We start from the raw sequence: 18,829 nt of genomic DNA, 5'->3' as shown, positions 1-18,829 counted from the left end.
GTGAAAGAATTAACTCAAGGCTCAATTCCAAAACATATCATATCAATGGCCTTGCCACTGGCTATCGGTATGCTTGTCCATACATTTTATATGTTTACCGACCTCTATTTTGTATCTCAGCTAGGTGATGCAGAAACGACGGCACTCAGCTTAGTTGGCAATGTACTCTTTTTTATTTTTGCGATTAGCCAGATTTTAAACGTTGGAACCGCTACGTTAATTGCGAACTCCGTGGGCAAGAAAAACCAAGCTGAATCAAACTCAATCTTCAATCAAGCGATTTTGTTGTCCTGCATATTAGGATTGGTGGTGCTATCTTTTGGGCTATTTGTAATCCAATTTTACCTTCAACATACCACTACAGACTTGGCAGTTCGAGAAGCGGCTATGGTTTACACTAAATGGTTTATTCCTTGTCTCGCAATGCAATTTTTATTTATTACTTTGGGAGCAGCGATGCGAGGTATAGGAATAGTTAAACCTATGATGTTTGCTCAGCTCGGATCTCTCCTTCTCAATATCTTGCTATCCCCTTTACTTATAACTGGTTGGGGTTTCATCCCTTCCATGGGGATCTCGGGGGCTGGACTTGCAAGTTCAATTTCCATGATATTAGCTATTGTCGTTACCCTTTTATATTTCAGAAAAGCAGATGGTTATCTAAGAATAGATCTAAAAGCATGGAAAATTGATCATTCCACCATCAAAAAACTACTCGTTATCGGCGGACCCGTTGGGCTCGAGTTAACGCTAACCTTTTGCTACATTTCGCTGACGTTTTGGGCAATCAAAGATCTCACAACGGATGTCCAAGCAGCACTCAGTATCGGTTCAAAGATAATTCAAGGACTTTCTCTACCCATGATGGCTATTGTCTTTTCGCTTCCAGCGGTTGCAGGGCAAAACTTCGGTGCAAATAACTTAGCACGATTTAAATATGCTTTTTTTTGGGTAATGTGCTGTGTTTCAATCATTATGTTGCTCATGTCTGTTATCGCAATAAGCTGCGGCTCCCTGCTTGCCACTCCTTTCTCAAATGATGCAAATGTCATCGATCAAACGCAGTACTTTTTGGAGATTGTTGCATTTAACTTCATCGCCACTGGTATCGTTTATAGTTGTTCGGGAATATTTCAGGCTACAGGTAATACTTTCCCCTCTCTTATAAGCAATGCTTCCAGACTATTCACTTTTGTTTTACCTGTTATCTGGCTCGTACTTACACAACGAGTTTCCGTAGAGTTACTATGGCATCTGTCTGTGATAACTGTGCTTATTCAAGCAGCTTTAAGCTTGTATTTAGCTAGAAATCATTTAGGGCTCATTGCTAGCAAAATAAGTGCTACCGATTACTCCGTGAAGGAGGTATCGTGATTACCCATAAAATAGAAGAGCGCATAAACCACCAGCTTTCTACTTCCAAATGGTTTTCCTTACTCAATAAGCCTAACACCATTCGCAAACAACTCATTTGCTTTCCTTTTGCTGGCGCAGATGCAGCTGTTTACCAAAACTGGGCAGGAAAACTGCCTGAAGATGTCGCTTTATATGCTCTCCAAGCACCCGGGAGAAAGGAGCGAAATCATGAAGCTGCCATTGATAATATTCATACCTTGGTCGCAGCAATAGCATCTATTTTGAGCGAAGCAATGCCATTACCCAGCGTTTTTTACGGTCATAGCAATGGCGCTTATATTGCGTATGAGCTTGCCCTAGCACTTCAACATAGCAGCTGCAATATCGTTAAACACCTGTTTATTGCAGCAAGGAAGGCGCCACAATATGCGATAAGAAAATCCCCCTACCATACTCTTGACGATAAGAAGTTCATTGCGGCGGTAAATTTAATGGGCGGTTTACCACCGGCTTTGCTCAATGATATCGAACTGCAACAACTGATGCTGCCAACGTTAAAAGCGGACTTTAAGCTGGGAGAGACCTATCAATACGACTCGGCTTGTAAACTCGACGTGCCTGCAACCGTGTTATATGGTACTCGGGATAAAGCAGCAACAGGGACGGATATGCACCATTGGGAAAGTTGCTTTAAACAAGGTATCACGCCTAAAGCGATACCTGGTCGGCACTTTTTTATGCTGAATTCCTCGGCTTTGGTGCTAAAAGAAATCAACGCGGTGTTAGAAACACTGAGCCCCTTATAGTTGGGGCTCTTTGGTTACTTCAATTTGCCTAATGGCCAATCCTTGAATTTCTATTACTTTAAACTTAAAGCCATCAACTTCTAACGCCTCTCCTTCGACAGGAAAATGCTTTAGCCTGTGGATCACAAAACCGGCTAAGGTTTCTATGGCTTCAATCGGTTCAAACTCATACTCAATCACCGAAGCTTGAAAGTCCTTAATCGACATATCACCCTGCACTAGCCATCGGGTGTTATCCTTTTGCCGAAATTGGGCTTCTATTGCTTGGTCGTCTTTCAGTGCAATTAAATTCAAGATGCTGGATAACGTTACCATCCCAACCACTGTTGAGAATTCATTGATCACCACCGCACAGTTGCTTTCATGACTTTTCAGCCCATCTAGCGCGTCAGAAAGACTTAGTGTATCTAGTAAAATGACCGGCTTATGGAATTCTTGTTGTTGACCATCCAGTAACGGCTTTTTAGCCAAAATATTACTAAGCAGTTGTTTGGCTTCAGGTGCAGCTATCACTTTGTCGAGCGAGCCGTCACACAGCAAATATTGTTGAAAACTGTGCGCTTGAATTAACGTGCTCAGGTTTTCTTCTGATTCTTGAATGTCTAACCACACGATTGCATCGCGATTGATCATCGCTTGGGTAATATTAGTCTGGTTAAGGTCGAGCACATTGCCAATGATATTGTACTCATGCTCGCACAGCTCCCCCTGCTCAGCACTTTGATCAACCACCGCATAAATATCATCACGGGTTACCTGTTCGTCACGTTCATTTGGTAAATTGAATAGCTTTATTATCCAATCAGCGAACACGTTAAATAGCCAGATAATAGGCTTAAAAATCCATACACTGGCGAGCATTAGATGGATAAATCGCATCGCGATAGTTTCAGGGATAACCATGGCTATTCGTTTTGGCAATAGATCAGCAAACAATACAAATAACGATGTGATCAGTAAAAACGACACCACAGTGGATATTTGCAATAACATCGAGGCATGTGCCGCAACATCGGCAAACATAAAACTTGCAACCCAGTTTAGTAGTTGCAATACATAAGGGGTAAACACCGACTCGCCTATCATACCCGCGACAATCGCCAAAGCATTGAGTACCACCTGTACCGCAGCAAAAAACTGATGCGCATTGGCCTGCAAATACAATACTTTCTTGGCTCTAACGTCACCAAGATCAAATAAGGTTTGTAATTTAACTTTGCGTGCCGCTGCCAATGATATTTCACACAGCGCGAAAACTGCACTCAAGCTAATGAGTAACAACACCCAAAAAAAGTCCACAGATACACCTAAAAAAGAAAGCGAGAATTCGACGCGATGTATACGCCTATTTTATGACTTTAGCAATGTAATTCGCGTCAAATAATTAAATTTTTGTTGCCAATCTCGTACCGATTATCGTACTGTTCGCGACGAATAAAAAAGTACGTCAAGGAAGGAAAATGACAAAACTGATACACCCCCTCAAATTAGCCCTACTCACAATGATATTGTTCTGCTTTTCAACGGCATGTTCAACCTATCATGAGATCACTAAAACCACGTCTTATCAAGATGAAATCTCGACCTTTTTAAAAACTGAAGACGGTAAACATCTCATCTTTGTTGGAAAAGAGCATCATTACATACTGCGGACTGATCCCACCTTAGCCAAGCTACTCGATAGCCCGCTTTTGGCATTTATCTCTCTTGAGAGAAATGACTTTCACATCAGTTCAATGCGAAGCGTAGAAGGAAAGGTTGATATTCTATTAAGTCCTAATACACCGAACGAGATAGAAGCAAAAGCCCAAGACTATGGTTTTAAGTCTGGTCGTGTTTCTGTCAAACTTGTTGGTGATAGATATGATAATCGGGACCTGAACTTTGCTCACTTCAAACAATTTGAGCACCCACTCGTAATCCACTTTAGCGTTGCACAAAGTTTTTCAGAAAAGGCATCAGCAGCGATTACGACACCACTAAGAGATATCGCAGAAGGCGCTATTTTCTTATTAGCAGTCCCTGTCATTGCAATATTATGCATGGGTGAAAAAAGGTGCCTACACTAAACACTTTACGAAGGCTAAATTCAGCCTTCACATTATCTTTTCGCTGAATACCCTAACTAAATCATCAATATCTTTGACAAAGTACAAAAATGTAGTGCGATAAAAAACCACTCTGAAAGATATTTCCATGATAATAATTCAGGTCAAGCTCATCTATCTCTGTCGGTGTAATCCCGCAATGTCAGTGATTACATTACTGATTGGACTAAATTCGCTTAACTTTCCTATGTTTAACGAAAGTGATAACCAAAGTCACCAACGCCAATAGCTGAAAAAGCCAAAATAGCGGAATAAATCCAAATGGCTCAACGGGCGATATAGCCAGCCTTTACGCCCTCACTTAAAGTAAAGCTGTCCCCCACAGAGCCCACCACCATTTGCTTACGGTTTGACTTCATCAATTCACGCAGCACGTATAGCGAGTTAATACCAGTACAATGTGCACCCATCATATTCTTTAAGCCAAACTGCTGTAATTTACCTGCTGTCCATGCCAAGTGTTTATCATCCGCATTCATTAAATGGAATCCGCCTATCGCCGTCGTAATATCTGCGGGGTGGATCGTTTTTACTATGTGTTCCATCGTGTTGATGATACCCGCGTGCCCACAACCGGCTATTAATACAAAGCCATCTTTGGTATTTATCACCAGTGACATATCTTCTGGAATGTTATCTTCTATATGCCCGTGCTTACCTTCAATTTTGCTATTTCCACTCCAATTATGTTCGGGGTGAATGCGCTCAACATTGCCTGTTAACCAAACACCTGGGTAAATTTCTTGCGCCTCACTGTATTGTTTGAAAATCACATCTTGTTTTTCAAGCGCGAGCTTCATCGTGTGCATGCGGTTTTCTCTACCTGCACGTTTTACGAAAATACCGTGACCAACATGAACGCGAGACATTGCTTTTGCATTCTTTTTACTCAGCTCGGTCCTTAACGTTTCTAGTCCACCGGTGTGGTCGCCATGATTATGGCTTAAAATTACATCTTCTACATCAGACAAATCGATCCGCAAGTCTCGCGCATTTTGCAGCACCGTTTGCGGTCGGTTACCAGTATCAAAAAGAATTTTTCGGCCGTCCACTTCAACTAGTGCTGCATATCCCCACTCGCCAATGCCACGATCCGCAAGCATGGTCGACAGCGTAGTGATTTTGAGTGCTTTGACTTGGTGAGGAGTTTCATTGGCAGCCGCTACCCGTACCGTAATGAGCCACAGCAAACAAATTAGACACAGAATATGTATACGGTGCATAAGAATTCCTTTTGCGTATTTTGAAGTTAGATATTGACGAAACTAACTGGGTATTGAATAAAAATCAACCTGTTACCATATTAGTCTAGAACCAAATTAGTATAAATGGCCACATGAACGGCAGATCAAATTTTAGGAGGAAGCAACCAAAGTACCACTTTGAAAAGTTAACAAGTGAACACGCTCTCTTAATACACAAAAGTAACTTCGACTTTGGTTTATGTCTGCCTCCTTAGCAAAAAGTGACTTTAGGCGTAATACCTAAAGCGCCTCTCTCGCTTTAAACTCAAGTACTTGGGCATTGATACAATAGCGGTCTTGACCCTTTGGCCCTTCATTTTTAAATACATGGCCTAAATGAATACCGCTGCTTTTTGAGCGTATTTCGGTTCTTACCATTCCGTGGCTTAAATCTTTGTGATAGGTCACGCTGTCTTTTACTGGGTGAGTAAACGACAGCCACCCAGTGCCGGAGTTAAATCTATCTCGGGTGTCAAAAAGAATCTTGCCGCTTAATTTATCGATAAATACGCCATCTGGTGTGTTTTTAAAGATATCATACTGCTTGCAAAATGGTCTTTCTGTGCCTTTTTGAAAGGCAATGTCAAAAGCTTCTGAACGACCCAGCTTAAAAGCACCGAGTGCCTTATAAAACTCTTCTCTCGCCATAAAACCTTGAAAGCCAAGGGACTCAACACCATTTTCAATAAATAAGATCGTTGGCGTCGCCCAAGTCGCGGTTTTTATCATTAGCCCCTCGAGTTGATCTGCATAGCGAAAATGAAGTGGGATATCACCTTGATAGTCGTTTAACACCTCTTTTTTTAGCTTTTCACAATAAGGGCAATAGCTTTTAGCATCAACAATCACAATATGCTTACCTTGGGCTAGCATAGTGTTATCAGCTTTATCTTTCGCCACCTTTTCAAAGGTCACTCCCGTGCTGTGATCTGGGCAGTATCCCTTAGGGTTCTTGGTTAAGTAGTTTTGATGATACTCTTCCGCTGGATAGAATTTTCTAAGTGGCTTGATCTTGGTTTGAATGTCGCCATAGCCTTGCTCAGATAATAAATGTTGATACTGCGCTTTTAATGTGTGGGCCTTGTCACTTTGCTGCTCATCTGTGTATAGAATGATCGAGCGATACTGCGTTCCAACGTCATTACCCTGACGGTTTTTTTGGGTTGGATCATGACTTTCAAAGTAGTACTTTAGCAGCGCATCGGTAGTGATAAGATTTGCGTTGTAAGTTACCTTTACCACTTCCGCATAGTTGTCTTCATCAAAGCGTCGGCTCGATTTAATAATTTCTCTATAACTTGGCTTAAACCCTTTACCGTCGGCATAGCCAGACTCAGCATCTATCACGCCCGTCATTTTCTCGTAGCGTTTTTCGGGACCCCAGAAACAACCGGAGCCCAACACTAACGTTTTAATATGGTTACTTGCACCATCAACTTTAGGCTTGGGCATATCTGTCCCCGCGAGCGCCGATACGCCTACACCTAACATCATGATAAATCCTATCGATGCGGCTACCTGTAATGTTCTCATCACTACCCTCTCAATGCTGTACGTCACAAATAAGTATGATTATCACTTCATACTTATTGAACTTAATATGATTTACTGCGTATTAAATGAGACCGTCTAAGGTTAATTATCATTTCATCTAAAGTCGTTCATGATAGTGAAGTAGTGCTGTCTGCAAAACTGCAAAATAAAGGAATAGGTGTGAGTAAAATAAGTGAGAATCTCTATCAAAAGCTAACCAATGATGACGAAGCGCGTGCCTGTAAGGCAATTGATGATAAGGCGTGTAAAGAAGTTCCCGGTAACTACGTGCTTATTTTATTGAGTCAACTATTTAGTAAATTGGGAGATGCCCTACTCAACCCAAAGATCACGCTACCTTGGCTGATGCAATCACTCGGTGCTCCTGCTTATTTGATATCGGCTCTAGTCCCCATTCGCGAGTCTGGTTCACTGATCCCACAATTGTTTATTGGTCAATGGGTGCGTAAGCATGCTAAACGAAAGCACCTTTGGTCTCTCGGCGCACTCACTCAAGCTATTTGTGTACTGCTTATGGCGCTACTTGCATGGCAACAAACTGAAAATCAATTATACGCTTGGTTGGTACTTGGATTACTGGCGATTTTTAGCATCGCCCGCAGCTTAAGTTCCGTGTCGTCAAAAGATGTCATAGGTAAAACTATCCCTAAACAAAAGCGCGGCCAGCTTAGCGGCCAAGCCGCCTCTGTCAGTGGACTTATAACTGTTACATTTGGTGTTGGGCTTTTTATCGCAGCCACTCAAGTAAACAACGTCAACTTTGTGATCACACTGGTACTAGCTGCAACCTTTTGGTTGATTGGTGCAATAACGTTCTCACAAATCAAAGAATATGGAGGCGCCACCGAAGGCGGTGAAAACGGATTAGATAAAATAAAGCAAGATTTCGCGCTGTTAAAAACAGACCCAACACTGAAAAAATTTATTTTTGCGCGTGGGTTTTTGTTAAGTTCCGCGCTTATTCCGCCCTATTTCACCGTGCTGGCGCAGCAGAATATCGGCAACGGAGCATGGGTGCTGGCAGCTTTGATAGCGGTGTCTGGGCTTGCCAGTTTAGTCAGTGGGGCTTTTTGGGGTCGTCTTGCCGACCAATCAAGTAAACGCGTGATGATGTATGGCGCTACAATCACCGTTGCCATCACTGCAATACTACTGGCAACTTCTTTATTTTATTCTTCACTGCTTGAAAGCATCTGGTTCATTCCACTTTGCTATTTTGTTATTGCTATCGCCCATCAAGGTGTGCGCGTGGGCCGCAAAACCTATGTGGTCGATATGGCTGAAGGAAACAAACGCACCAGTTACGTCACGCTCAGTAACACAATTATCGGTATTGTACTTTTATTAACAAGTGCACTTGGTGTCATTGCCTCGGCATTTTCAATTACAGTGTTACTTGCACTCTACATTATGATCACGATATTAGGCATTATGCTGACAAGCCGCTTACCTAATGTCACTGAACGGTAAAACCTGTTACTTCACCGACAAATTGTGTCTAAATTTCTCTGATTAAGGTAAAAACGCCGCAATTTTAGTTATCTGAGGATAAGATTATGTCATTGACTACGCGTTTTTCTGCTTTAGCGCTGGCGGTTGCCAGTATGACTTCTGCAAATGCCGCTGACTTTGAGTTCAATACCAAGCTTGCAGACGCTGATGCACTGGTAATTTTTCAAGCTGGTGAAAGCCAAAGTAACCTAAAGTTCCTTGATAAAGACACTCGCAAACAATTACAACGTGCGATTGCTGCGGAAGACTTTAAAGGGACGTATGGCAAAACAGTTGAAGTATTAGCGCCAGTAGACTCTGATTATAAGCGTATCTTCATTGTTGGTTTAGGTGAAACAGGCGCACTCAATGCGAGCAAAATGACCAAACTTGGCGGTAACTTACACGCTAAATTTGAAGGTAAAAAGCTGGAGAGTGTTGCAGTTGCTTTCGAAAACGTTGAGGGAGCGCTCTCAAATGCAGAACTAGCAGCACAATTTGCACACGGTGCAAACCTTCGTGACCACACCTTCGAAGTATACAAAAAAGAGCCAAACACTTTTAACGTAAGCTACCACTTCGACGTTGCAGATAAGCAAGCAACACAGGCCCAGTATAAAGCACTACAACACATTCAAGCTGGCGTATTTTTAGCGCGAGACTTAACCTCTGAAGTCGCAACAGAAATGACCCCGGTTGACTTTGCAAAAGCAGCAAAGGAACTTGAACAATATGGCGTTGAAGTAAAAGTATTAGCACCAGCTGAACTTAAAGAGCTTGGCATGGGCGCACTTGAGGGCGTTGGCCGTGGTAGTGAGCACGGCTCTCGTTTAGTTGTAGCACACTATAAAGGCAACAGCGAGACACCGATTGCTCTGATCGGTAAAGGTATTACGTTTGATTCTGGTGGTTATAGCATCAAAACCGGTGCTTCGATTGCACGCATGAAATCTGACATGGCGGGCGCGGCTGCCGTGCTTGGTACAGTAAAAGCAATGGCGCTAAGCAAAGCAGACGTAAACGTGGTCGCTGTGATGGGGATGGCAGCAAATATGGTGTCTCAGTATGCAATTGCGCCGGGTGATGTGCTACGTACTGCAGAAGGTATTAGCGTAGAAGTTGTCAACACAGATGCTGAGGGTCGTTTGGTGCTGTCTGATGCAATGTGGTATGCACGTAAACATTACAGCCCTGAGATCATGATTGATGTCGCTACATTAACTGGCTCTAAAATTGGTGCTGTTGGTAACGAATATTCAGCAATTTTCTCTGAAGATGATAGCTTAATTACAGAATTTACCAACGCAGGTAAAGTTGTGAACGAAAACGTATGGCGTCTACCGCTTGGTTATAAGGACAAACTAAAATCTGACATCGCCGATTTCCAAAACGTAGGTTCAGGTGGTCCAGGTGCAACAACTGCTGCGACTTTCCTGCAACAATTTGCAGGTGACACCCGTTGGGTTCATATCGATATTGCCGGTAACGCACTTTCAAGCTCAGCCAAAGACGAAGTACCAACTGGTGGTACAGGCTATGGCGTTCGCCTTCTAAGTCAATGGCTATTAACTGCTAAATAAATACTCAGATTTTAAGCCGTGTTTAAACACGGCTTTTTTGTAACTGCAACAAAACGGCAACTGATAGCAATAACTTCGTTTCAATTGCGAGGTGTGTTATAAGAAATATAACGTTTACCAAAGCAACCAACTGTTATTGTCTATGTCCGATGTGAGTTGTTATCTATTAGGTGAGCAAGCAATTGTTGTAAATGCAACATGTTTGCCTGATAGCAAAAGTCCAATTAATCAACGATTGTTCGCCCTCAAGAAATGGCTTGATAGTAGCGGTGATTTTATTGATGTGGTGCCTGCCAAGTCTTCCGTTACTGCCTATCTAAAAGACCCCCGTAAAGCCGATGCGTGGCAACACAAAATCCAAGCACATTGGCAAGACCTAGAAGTAGCAGAGGTAAAGCCAACACACCATCATATTGAGGTGTTTTATGGCAAAGAATTCGGACAGGATTTTGAACGCATAGCGGACGAATTACAACTGACACCAAAACAGCTTATCGAGCTGCACTCAAGCGTTGATTATCAAGTACAATTTATTGGCTTCTTACCCGGTTTTGCTTACTTGTCAGGGTTACCAGCTGCGCTTCAATTACCCAGAAAATCCACACCAATTACCAAAGTCCCCAAAGGCAGCATTGCCATCGCAGACAGCTACAGTGCAATTTACCCAAGCCAATCTCCCGGTGGCTGGCATTTACTTGGACAAACCAATACTACGCTATTTGACCCAAATTCTGCGTCAGCAAGCTTGCTGCAACCGGGAGATATCGTGCGTTTTGTGGAGAAATCATGCTAGAAGTTATTAAACCTGGGCCACTTTCAACTATTCAAGACATTGGCCGCCAAGGACTTCGCCACTTAGGAGTAAGTCAAGCAGGTGTCATCGACCCTGTTGCGCTTAAACTTGCAAATACACTCTTGTCAAATGACGACGATAGTGCAGCTATTGAAGTGACCATTGGCTTATGCGAGTTTCACTTCCACGCCCCCACTAACTTTGTTATCGCGGGGGCAGATCTCAATGCCGTTTTAAACGATGAAGCGATATACCCTTGCTGGCGCTACAGCGCTAAAGCTGGAGATCAGCTGACATTTAAACAAAATCGCGATGGTTTACGCGCTTATTTGGTGGTCGAAGGTGGATTTACCAACATAGACAAGCTGCTTGGGAGTTATTCAACCGATCTCATGGCAAGCTTTGGGGGAATATGCGGCCGAGCTCTTAAACAAGGGGACAAGCTAAGCTACACGCCGAGCACTGCCAAAGGCGCCGTTGGTGGTCTACAGCCCAGTTATGAAAAGCTCATTCACTTTATCCCAGGCCCGCATCTCGAGTTAATTTCCAAACAGACACTAAGTGTATTAAACGACACCATTTGGAAAGTAAATCCCAGCAGTAATCGCATGGGCATTCGCCTAAGTGGCCATAGCAGCCTAATACATGCACATAATATTGCAACCCAAGCTGTCCACCCAGGCGTTATTCAGCTGCCCCCCAGTGGCGAGCCCATTATCCTATTGAATGACTGCCAAACCACAGGCGGTTATCCAATTATTGGTACCATCATTCAAGCCGATATGCGCCACTTGAGCCAATTGGGCGCGGGTGATTGTATCCATTTAAAATCAACATCCCTTATAGATGCAGCAAAGGAATCTCACCGAGTACAAGCGCATCTCAATCAGCTAAGGTTAGCGCTTAAAAATAAAGAACAACAAAATGACTGAGCTAAATCTCCTTCCCCTTTCGGGCATTGCCGTGATTGTTATTGGCTTTGCTCTGAGGTTTAATCCCTTATTGGTTGTCACCTCGGCAGGTCTAGTTACTGGTTTTGCCGTTGGGATAGACTTTGTCGACTTAATTGCCACCTTTGGCGAAAAGTTTATGAACTCTCGCCAGCTTGCGAGCTTTTTACTTATCTTACCCGTGATTGCAATTTTAGAGCGTTACGGTTTACAGCAACGCGCTAAAGCTTGGGTTGCGGGCATAAAAGGGGCGACCACTTCTCGAATTTTAAGTATGTATTTTGTGGTCCGTGAGTGCTCCGCTGCGCTGGGGTTAATCAATTTAGCGGGCCAAGCGCAAACCGTTAGACCACTGCTTGCTCCGATGGCGATCGGCGCTGCGGCAAACCAATACGGCGACCTGCCACAAGATGTAAAAGACATGATAGGCGCACATGCTGCCGCCTGCGATAACATTGCCGTGTTCTTTGGCGAGGATATTTTTATCGCCTTTGGTGCTGTACTACTGATGGATGCATTTCTAAAAGAAAACGGCATTGCCGGGATTGAACCGCTACATATCGGACTTTGGGCAATACCAACTGCAATTGCCGCGCTCATTGTTCATCTCTTTCGTTTAGCGCGATTTGAAGCAAAAATCCGGGCAGAAATTGCGCGCTGTCAGCAGCAACAAAGCGAAGAAGAGCAAACACCTAGCAACACAAATTCAGCGCTTAAGGAGGAGTCATTATGAGCTTAATGAACACTTCTGACGCGCAATCTAGCCTACTTTCAATTGACAACATCTATTTATTGATTGGTTTTATCGTGATGTTTCTGGTGGTAAAAACGCTACAAGATAAGGCCCATCCCAAGCGTTTCACTACGGCACTATTTTGGTTTTTATTTGGCACTGTTTTTATCTTTGGCGATGCTTCTATCGCATTGATTGGTGAGCGAAATACATATTTATGGATTGGCATCAACGTGGTGATCATCGCACTGCTTGCAGGTATGAATATGGTTTCCATGGGAAATTACGAAATGCCGTGCGAACGAGCCAAAACAGAAGATGCAAATCGGTTTGGTAATAAATTGTTTGTTCCTGCTGTACTTATTCCAATAGTTACCGTGATCTGTACCATCATCTTAAGTGAGATCCAGCTCGGCGACTTTTATCTATTCGATCAGGATCACGTGACGCTTTCAGCACTGACACTCGCTTGCACCATCGCATTGCTGGTGAGCTGGAAAATAACCAATGGCAGTCCACTACAAGCACTTTCTGAGTCTCGTCGCTTGGTCGACTCAATAGGCTGGGCAGCGATATTGCCACAGATGCTTGCAATGCTTGGCGGCGTATTTATCGTCGCTAACACAGGCACTGCAATCCAAGACTTAGTGACATTATTTATTTCGCCAGATAACCGTTTTATGCTCGTTGTACTGTACTGTGTGGGCATGGCACTCTTTACCATGATAATGGGCAATGCATTTGCCGCATTTCCAGTAATGACGGCGGGTATTGCGCTGCCATTTTTGATCCAGGGGCATGGCGCTGATCCTGCGCCGCTCGTCGCAATTGGCATGTATTCGGGTTATTGTGGAACACTGATGACACCAATGGCCGCTAATTTCAACATCGTGCCAGCGGCACTGTTAGATTTAAAAGATAAATACCAAGTCATTAAAGTGCAAATACCAACCGCTATAACGTTATTGGTGATTAATATTTTTCTTATGTACGGAGTCGTTTTTTAATGTCCAGTTACAGTAAACCTTGTGTCCTCGTTACTGGGTTCACCCCATTTGGTGGTGAGTCCATCAACCCTTCATGGCAATTAGCTCAGCTATTAGAAGGTGAAACCATTGAAGGTCACCTGATCCACACAAAAGAGTTACCTTGTGAATTTGACAAAAGTATTGAGTCTTTAACACAAGCGATAGATAAGTATCACCCAAGCATCGTGATCTGTTTAGGCCAGGCTGGTGGACGCTGTGATATCTCCATCGAACGTATCGCGATTAACGTTAACGATGCCAGAATAGCCGACAACGCAGGAAACCAGCCGATAGATACACCAGTCATTACACACGGACCCGATGCTTACTTTGCCTCTTTACCAATAAAAAGTATGCTAAGTAGTGCGCTTCAAGCGGGAGTTCCTGCAAGTATTTCTAATACTGCGGGCACTTACGTGTGCAACCATGTGATGTATGGATTACTGCACTATCTTAGTACACATGACTTAGCGTGCCTTGGTGGCTTTGTGCATATTCCATACTTGCCTTCCCAAGCGGCGCACCACCCTGGTGCACCCAGTATGGACATTGACACCCTAGTTAAAGGAATAAAAATCCTATTAACCAGTGCCATTACACAAAAGCAAGATATTAAGCTTGTCGCAGGAACGACACACTAATAAGCAATGCCCCAAAATGGTGCAGAATTGCACCATTGCACATCACAAAAAATTCACATTTTCTCTATTTCATTGTGTGACTTATCAAATTATTTTTGGTAGAACTTAAACTATCTCATGGTAGCTATGCTTCCGTGAGCAATAATAATTTGTTGATATTATCAACACATCAATAGGAATGAGGAAATATGTGTTCAATTTTCGGCGTACTTGACATCAAGACCGATCCCCTTGCACTTCGTGAGCAAGCGATCGAAATGTCAAAAAAATTAAGACACCGTGGCCCCGACTGGTCAGGAGTATATTCAAGTGAAAAAGCCATCCTAGTTCATGAGCGTTTGGCGATTGTTGGCGTTTCTAGCGGCGCACAACCATTATTTAACCCTGAAAAAACACATATTTTGGCGGTAAATGGTGAAATTTATAATCATAAAGAGCTTGCAAAAACACTGACCGTTCCATTTGAATTTCAAACAGAGTCAGACTGCGAAGTGATCTTGGCGCTATACAAGCAAAAAGGCCCTGAGTTTTTAGATGATCTCAATGGAATTTTTGCATTTTGTTTGTACGATGAAACAGAAGATGCCTTTTTAATTGGTCGTGATCATATCGGTATCATTCCACTTTACACTGGCCGTGATCAAAGCGGTAACCTCTATGTCGCCAGCGAAATGAAGGCGCTCACACCTATTTGTACACAAATTGAAGAGTTTCCTCCTGGCCATTATTGGTATTCAAAAGAAGGTGGTCCAAGAGAGTATTACCAACGCGACTGGCAAGCATTTAGTGCAGTAAAGGACAATGAGGCCAGCCCCGAAGCGGTTAAAAATGGGCTAGAAGCCGCAGTAAAACGCCAATTGATGTGCGATGTGCCGTATGGCGTGTTGCTGTCTGGTGGTTTAGATTCTTCTGTAATTTCCGCTATCACACAAAAGTTTGCTGCAAAGCGTATCGAAGATGATGATGCTTCCGATGCTTGGTGGCCAAAACTTCACTCATTTTCCATTGGCTTGGAAGGTTCACCCGATCTCGCTGCAGCACAAAAAGTAGCGGATAAAATCGGCACAGTTCATCATCCCATTCACTTTACCGTACAACAAGGGATCGATGCCCTTAAAGAAGTGGTCTATCACCTAGAGACCTACGATGTCACAACCATTCGCGCTTCTACTCCAATGTACCTTATGGCACGCTACATTAAAGCAATGGGCATTAAAATGGTGCTATCGGGTGAAGGGGCCGATGAACTATTTGGCGGCTATTTGTATTTCCACAAAGCACCAAACGCTGAGGAGTTTCACAATGAGCTAAACCGAAAGGTCTCGAAACTTCATATGTTTGATTGCTTACGTGCAAATAAGTCAATGGCAGCTTGGGGGGTTGAAGCACGTGTTCCTTTCTTAGATAAGGAATTTGTCGATATAGCTATGCGTACTAACCCAGACTATAAAATGTGTAAAGATGGTCGTATCGAAAAACATATTATCCGTGAGGCGTTTGATGGCTATTTACCCGATGACGTATTATGGCGCCAAAAAGAACAGTTTTCTGATGGCGTAGGCTATAGCTGGATCGATTCACTGAAAGAATATGTCAATCAGCAAGTGAGCGACTCGGATCTTGAAAACGCCCATTACCGCTATCCAATCAATACACCGGATAGCAAAGAAGCCTATTATTATCGCACCATTTTTGAGTCGCATTTTCCAGGAGAAGCGGCAGCTAAGTGTGTTCCTCACGGCAAATCTGTGGCGTGTTCAACACCTGAAGCGCTTGCTTGGGACGAGTCTTTCCAGCGCAATGCCGATCCATCAGGTCGCGCAGCAAGCTCACACAACGAAGCATATAATCAAAAATAAGAAAGTAAAAAAGGGACGCTCGTCCCTTTTTTAAAATTATCAGTTCTTGCGTTAAATAAAACGCTTGATAATAAAGTCGACTTTCACACGCTTAGCCTGGCCAAGGAGCTTTTTCACAGGTGCTGGATAATCCGTTAGTGTCTCGAGATCATCGTGGCTTTCAATGCGACGGCAATGTTTTAAGATCTCTTGCTTTTCTAACTCAATTTGCGGCAACAACGCTTTGTCGGGATCTTCTATTAGAATGCCATTTTCAATATCTAACCCCCATGCCCTTGGGTTGAGGTTATGACCACTCATTAAATGCGTATCGCCATCTTTGCTCACTCCCTTCAAGTGAAACGAGTTGTTGCCATCTTGCCACAGATACACATCCAGCAATCCGGCAGTGATGAAGCGGCGTTGCGACTTGATAAATTTATACAAAATGGTTTCGTACAAATAAGGAAGCGCACCAATTCGGCTAAATGGCTGCTCTGGACTGATATAGAAATCATTTGCCGTTTTATCCCCCACCACTATTGTTACCTTTTTACCTGTTTTCAGTAAACGACGTAGCGAGCGAAGTAGAGGAGCTGGAAAATTGAAGTAAGGAGTGTAAAGTACTAACTCTTGTTCTGTGGTATCGAAAAGCGCCTTAATAAGACGGTTTAGCTTATTAGTTCTACGACCAAAACCTAAAAATGGACGAACCGTTAGACCTTCCCGACTGTTCGCCTTTGAAATATCATAACTGGCCTTTTTCAACTGTTTCATCAGCTGTTTTTGCTCAGTACGAATGTCGAGTAAAGTAGGTAGTGGACGGATGTCGAGTCTAGGTACTGCGTCGGACGCTATCAGCACTTGATCGGTAAAGTGGCAAAAGCTATCTGCGAGCTGTGCTTGTTTAATCACAAAATAGCGATCTAGGCGGTATTTTTCATCATGATGCAAGTAGACATTATTTAAACTAGCGCCGCTATAAAGCAGGATGTCGTCAATAACAAAGCCTTTTAAATGCAACACGCCAAAAAGCTCTTTTGCTTTTACCGGCACACCATACACTTCGACTTGAGTGCCCAGCTGCTCTTTTAAATCACAATATAGCTTGGCATTGCCTTCTGACTTTTCAGCACCAATGAGGCCGCGTTGCGCACGGTGAAAATCAACCAACACTTTTACCGTTAAGTCTGGATTTTGCTGTGCAGCCTCGTGCAATGCGTGCAATATCTCACGACCCGCCTCATCATCTTGAAGATAAAGTGCGGTGATATAAATACGCGTTTTTGCCTGTGAGATCAGTTGTAAAAGCGTCTGATGATATTGCTTAGCATCAGTTAACACCTCACAATCTTGTGCACTTAACCCAAAGCCTGGGGTATTCTGCCAAAATGCCATATGTACCTTTTCAATTAGGCTATCAACTCTTGATAGCAAAACAAAATTCTCTAAAACATATCAAAAAAAAAACCTGAGGTCATGAAATACTGCTGTTTTTTGTAAGTACTGAACAAGATTGCTCAATCTGTAGTCGATTTAAAACAAAACAGTACAAATTTTTTGACAACTTGCCAATTTATACCAAATCGGATTACGGTTTTTTATTTACTTCCCTATTGAATTACATAGAATCGAACAAACTTTTGCTTAATAGCATTTTTTAGAATTTAGTTAGGAAAATTACATGAGCGATGCAAAACACTGCAAACTGTTGATTTTAGGTTCGGGTCCTGCAGGCTACACTGCCGCGGTATACGCAGCACGAGCAAATTTAAACCCAGTATTAATCACAGGTATGCAGCAAGGTGGTCAGCTGACTACAACAACTGAAGTCGAGAACTGGCCTGGTGATGCACATGGTTTAACGGGTCCAGCTCTTATGGATCGTATGAAAGAGCATGCAGAGCGCTTTGAAACTGAAATCATTTTCGACCACATCAACAAAGTTGACGTGACGAAGCGCCCTTTCACACTCACTGGCGATCAAGGCACTTATACTTGTGATGCGTTAATCATCGCAACAGGTGCATCAGCAAAATACCTTGGTCTCGAGTCTGAAACAGCGTTCCAAGGCCGCGGCGTATCTGCTTGTGCAACTTGTGATGGATTCTTCTATCGTGGTCAAAAGGTTGCGGTTGTTGGTGGTGGTAATACCGCGGTTGAAGAAGCACTTTACCTATCAAATATCGCTGAAGAAGTACATGTTATTCACCGCCGCGATTCTTTCCGTAGTGAGAAAATTCTTGCCGATCGCCTAATGGATAAAGCAGAGAACGGTAATGTTGTATTACATCTAAATCGTACACTTGATGAAGTGCTAGGTGATGATATGGGTGTTACTGGTATTCGTATCAAAGATACTGATTCAGAAGCGACAGAGCAACTTGATCTTGCTGGTGTTTTCATCGCGATTGGTCACAAACCAAACACAGATATGTTTGAGGGCCAGCTAGAGATGAAAGATGGTTATTTGGTTGTACAGTCGGGCTTAAATGGTAACGCAACACAGACTAGTGTTGAAGGTGTATTTGCAGCAGGTGATGTGTCTGACCACATTTACCGTCAAGCAATTACCTCCGCTGGCACAGGCTGTATGGCGGCACTAGACGCAGAGCGCTTCTTAGATAGCCAAAAATAATAGATAAATGGGTCGGTCTAGACTGACCCTCTTTCCTCCTTGCCTTTATTTGCTATATTGAAATAAATA

At 43.1% G+C, this 18,829-nt stretch carries 16 protein-coding genes; 12 read left to right on the top strand and 4 right to left on the bottom strand.

Annotated elements, in window-relative coordinates; all coding sequences use genetic code 11:
- Both BB427_RS18850 and BB427_RS18845 read left to right on the top strand, forming a co-directional pair.
- Nucleotides 1-1,374 (top strand): MATE family efflux transporter, encoded by a 1,374-nt coding sequence (locus BB427_RS18850; protein WP_254663666.1) that lies wholly within the window; start codon nucleotides 1-3, stop codon nucleotides 1,372-1,374.
- Nucleotides 1,371-2,162, top strand: a complete 792-nt coding sequence (locus BB427_RS18845; protein ID WP_069022506.1) for a thioesterase II family protein — start codon at nucleotides 1,371-1,373, stop codon at nucleotides 2,160-2,162. The genes BB427_RS18850 and BB427_RS18845 overlap by 4 nt, the downstream gene beginning before the upstream one ends.
- On the opposite strand, the gene BB427_RS18840 is transcribed toward BB427_RS18845, so the two are convergent.
- Complete coding sequence (locus tag BB427_RS18840; RefSeq protein WP_069022505.1) at nucleotides 2,157-3,461, bottom strand: hemolysin family protein; 1,305 nt, start codon at nucleotides 3,459-3,461, stop codon at nucleotides 2,157-2,159. The two genes, BB427_RS18845 and BB427_RS18840, sit on opposite strands and share 6 nt — an antisense overlap.
- Nucleotides 3,462-3,622: 161 nt before the next feature.
- On the opposite strand from BB427_RS18840, the gene BB427_RS18835 reads away from it, so the two are divergent.
- On the top strand, nucleotides 3,623-4,231 hold the full coding sequence (locus BB427_RS18835; RefSeq protein WP_069022504.1) for a hypothetical protein: 609 nt from the start codon (nucleotides 3,623-3,625) through the stop codon (nucleotides 4,229-4,231).
- Nucleotides 4,232-4,536: 305 nt separating this feature from the next.
- Here the strand turns inward: BB427_RS18835 and BB427_RS18830 are convergent, their stop codons facing one another.
- Together BB427_RS18830 and msrA are read right to left on the bottom strand one after the other, a co-directional pair.
- Nucleotides 4,537-5,493 (bottom strand): MBL fold metallo-hydrolase, encoded by a 957-nt coding sequence (locus tag BB427_RS18830; protein ID WP_069022503.1) that lies wholly within the window; start codon nucleotides 5,491-5,493, stop codon nucleotides 4,537-4,539.
- A 261-nt stretch (nucleotides 5,494-5,754) separates the two neighbouring features.
- Nucleotides 5,755-7,008 carry a peptide-methionine (S)-S-oxide reductase MsrA gene (msrA, locus tag BB427_RS18825; protein WP_039497723.1) on the bottom strand — a complete coding sequence of 418 codons (1,254 nt, stop codon included), beginning with the start codon at nucleotides 7,006-7,008 and terminating at the stop codon, nucleotides 5,755-5,757.
- Between the two features lie 219 nt (nucleotides 7,009-7,227).
- On the opposite strand from msrA, the gene BB427_RS18820 reads away from it, so the two are divergent.
- The 8 genes from BB427_RS18820 to asnB all read left to right on the top strand — a co-directional run bounded on the left by BB427_RS18820 (nucleotide 7,228) and on the right by asnB (nucleotide 16,143).
- Nucleotides 7,228-8,538, top strand: a complete 1,311-nt coding sequence (locus tag BB427_RS18820; protein ID WP_069022501.1) for an MFS transporter — start codon at nucleotides 7,228-7,230, stop codon at nucleotides 8,536-8,538.
- An 86-nt stretch (nucleotides 8,539-8,624) separates the two neighbouring features.
- Nucleotides 8,625-10,139 (top strand): leucyl aminopeptidase, encoded by a 1,515-nt coding sequence (locus BB427_RS18815; protein ID WP_069022499.1) that lies wholly within the window; start codon nucleotides 8,625-8,627, stop codon nucleotides 10,137-10,139.
- 142 nt (nucleotides 10,140-10,281) lie between these two features.
- The gene (gene pxpB, locus BB427_RS18810; RefSeq protein WP_069022497.1) at nucleotides 10,282-10,932 is read left to right on the top strand and encodes a 5-oxoprolinase subunit PxpB; all 651 of its coding nucleotides are present in this window, start codon (nucleotides 10,282-10,284) and stop codon (nucleotides 10,930-10,932) included.
- Nucleotides 10,926-11,864 carry a biotin-dependent carboxyltransferase family protein gene (locus tag BB427_RS18805; RefSeq protein WP_069022495.1) on the top strand — a complete coding sequence of 313 codons (939 nt, stop codon included), beginning with the start codon at nucleotides 10,926-10,928 and terminating at the stop codon, nucleotides 11,862-11,864. Before pxpB ends, BB427_RS18805 begins: the two co-directional genes overlap by 7 nt.
- Nucleotides 11,857-12,615: a DUF969 domain-containing protein gene (locus BB427_RS18800; protein ID WP_010372454.1), complete on the top strand. Its 759-nt coding sequence runs from the start codon at nucleotides 11,857-11,859 to the stop codon at nucleotides 12,613-12,615. Before BB427_RS18805 ends, BB427_RS18800 begins: the two co-directional genes overlap by 8 nt.
- Nucleotides 12,612-13,622: a DUF979 domain-containing protein gene (locus BB427_RS18795; RefSeq protein WP_069022493.1), complete on the top strand. Its 1,011-nt coding sequence runs from the start codon at nucleotides 12,612-12,614 to the stop codon at nucleotides 13,620-13,622. Before BB427_RS18800 ends, BB427_RS18795 begins: the two co-directional genes overlap by 4 nt.
- Nucleotides 13,622-14,284, top strand: a complete 663-nt coding sequence (gene pcp / locus BB427_RS18790; protein ID WP_069022491.1) for a pyroglutamyl-peptidase I — start codon at nucleotides 13,622-13,624, stop codon at nucleotides 14,282-14,284. Before BB427_RS18795 ends, pcp begins: the two co-directional genes overlap by 1 nt.
- 188 nt (nucleotides 14,285-14,472) lie before the next feature.
- Nucleotides 14,473-16,143: an asparagine synthase B gene (asnB, locus tag BB427_RS18785; protein ID WP_069022489.1), complete on the top strand. Its 1,671-nt coding sequence runs from the start codon at nucleotides 14,473-14,475 to the stop codon at nucleotides 16,141-16,143.
- Between the two features lie 51 nt (nucleotides 16,144-16,194).
- Here the strand turns inward: asnB and pssA are convergent, their stop codons facing one another.
- Complete coding sequence (pssA, locus tag BB427_RS18780) at nucleotides 16,195-17,520, bottom strand: CDP-diacylglycerol--serine O-phosphatidyltransferase (RefSeq protein WP_069022488.1); 1,326 nt, start codon at nucleotides 17,518-17,520, stop codon at nucleotides 16,195-16,197.
- A 286-nt stretch (nucleotides 17,521-17,806) separates the two neighbouring features.
- Here pssA and trxB point away from each other — a divergent pair, with 286 nt between their 5' ends.
- On the top strand, nucleotides 17,807-18,760 hold the full coding sequence (gene trxB / locus BB427_RS18775; protein ID WP_010372447.1) for a thioredoxin-disulfide reductase: 954 nt from the start codon (nucleotides 17,807-17,809) through the stop codon (nucleotides 18,758-18,760).
- Nucleotides 18,761-18,829: the final 69 nt, after the last annotated feature.

Origin of the sequence: Pseudoalteromonas sp. BMB (genome assembly GCF_001709235.1) — a bacterium.
GTDB lineage: Bacteria > Pseudomonadota > Gammaproteobacteria > Enterobacterales > Alteromonadaceae > Pseudoalteromonas > Pseudoalteromonas maricaloris.
Note: the sequence above shows the minus strand (reverse complement) of the source record. Positions and strands in the feature narration are given on the sequence as shown.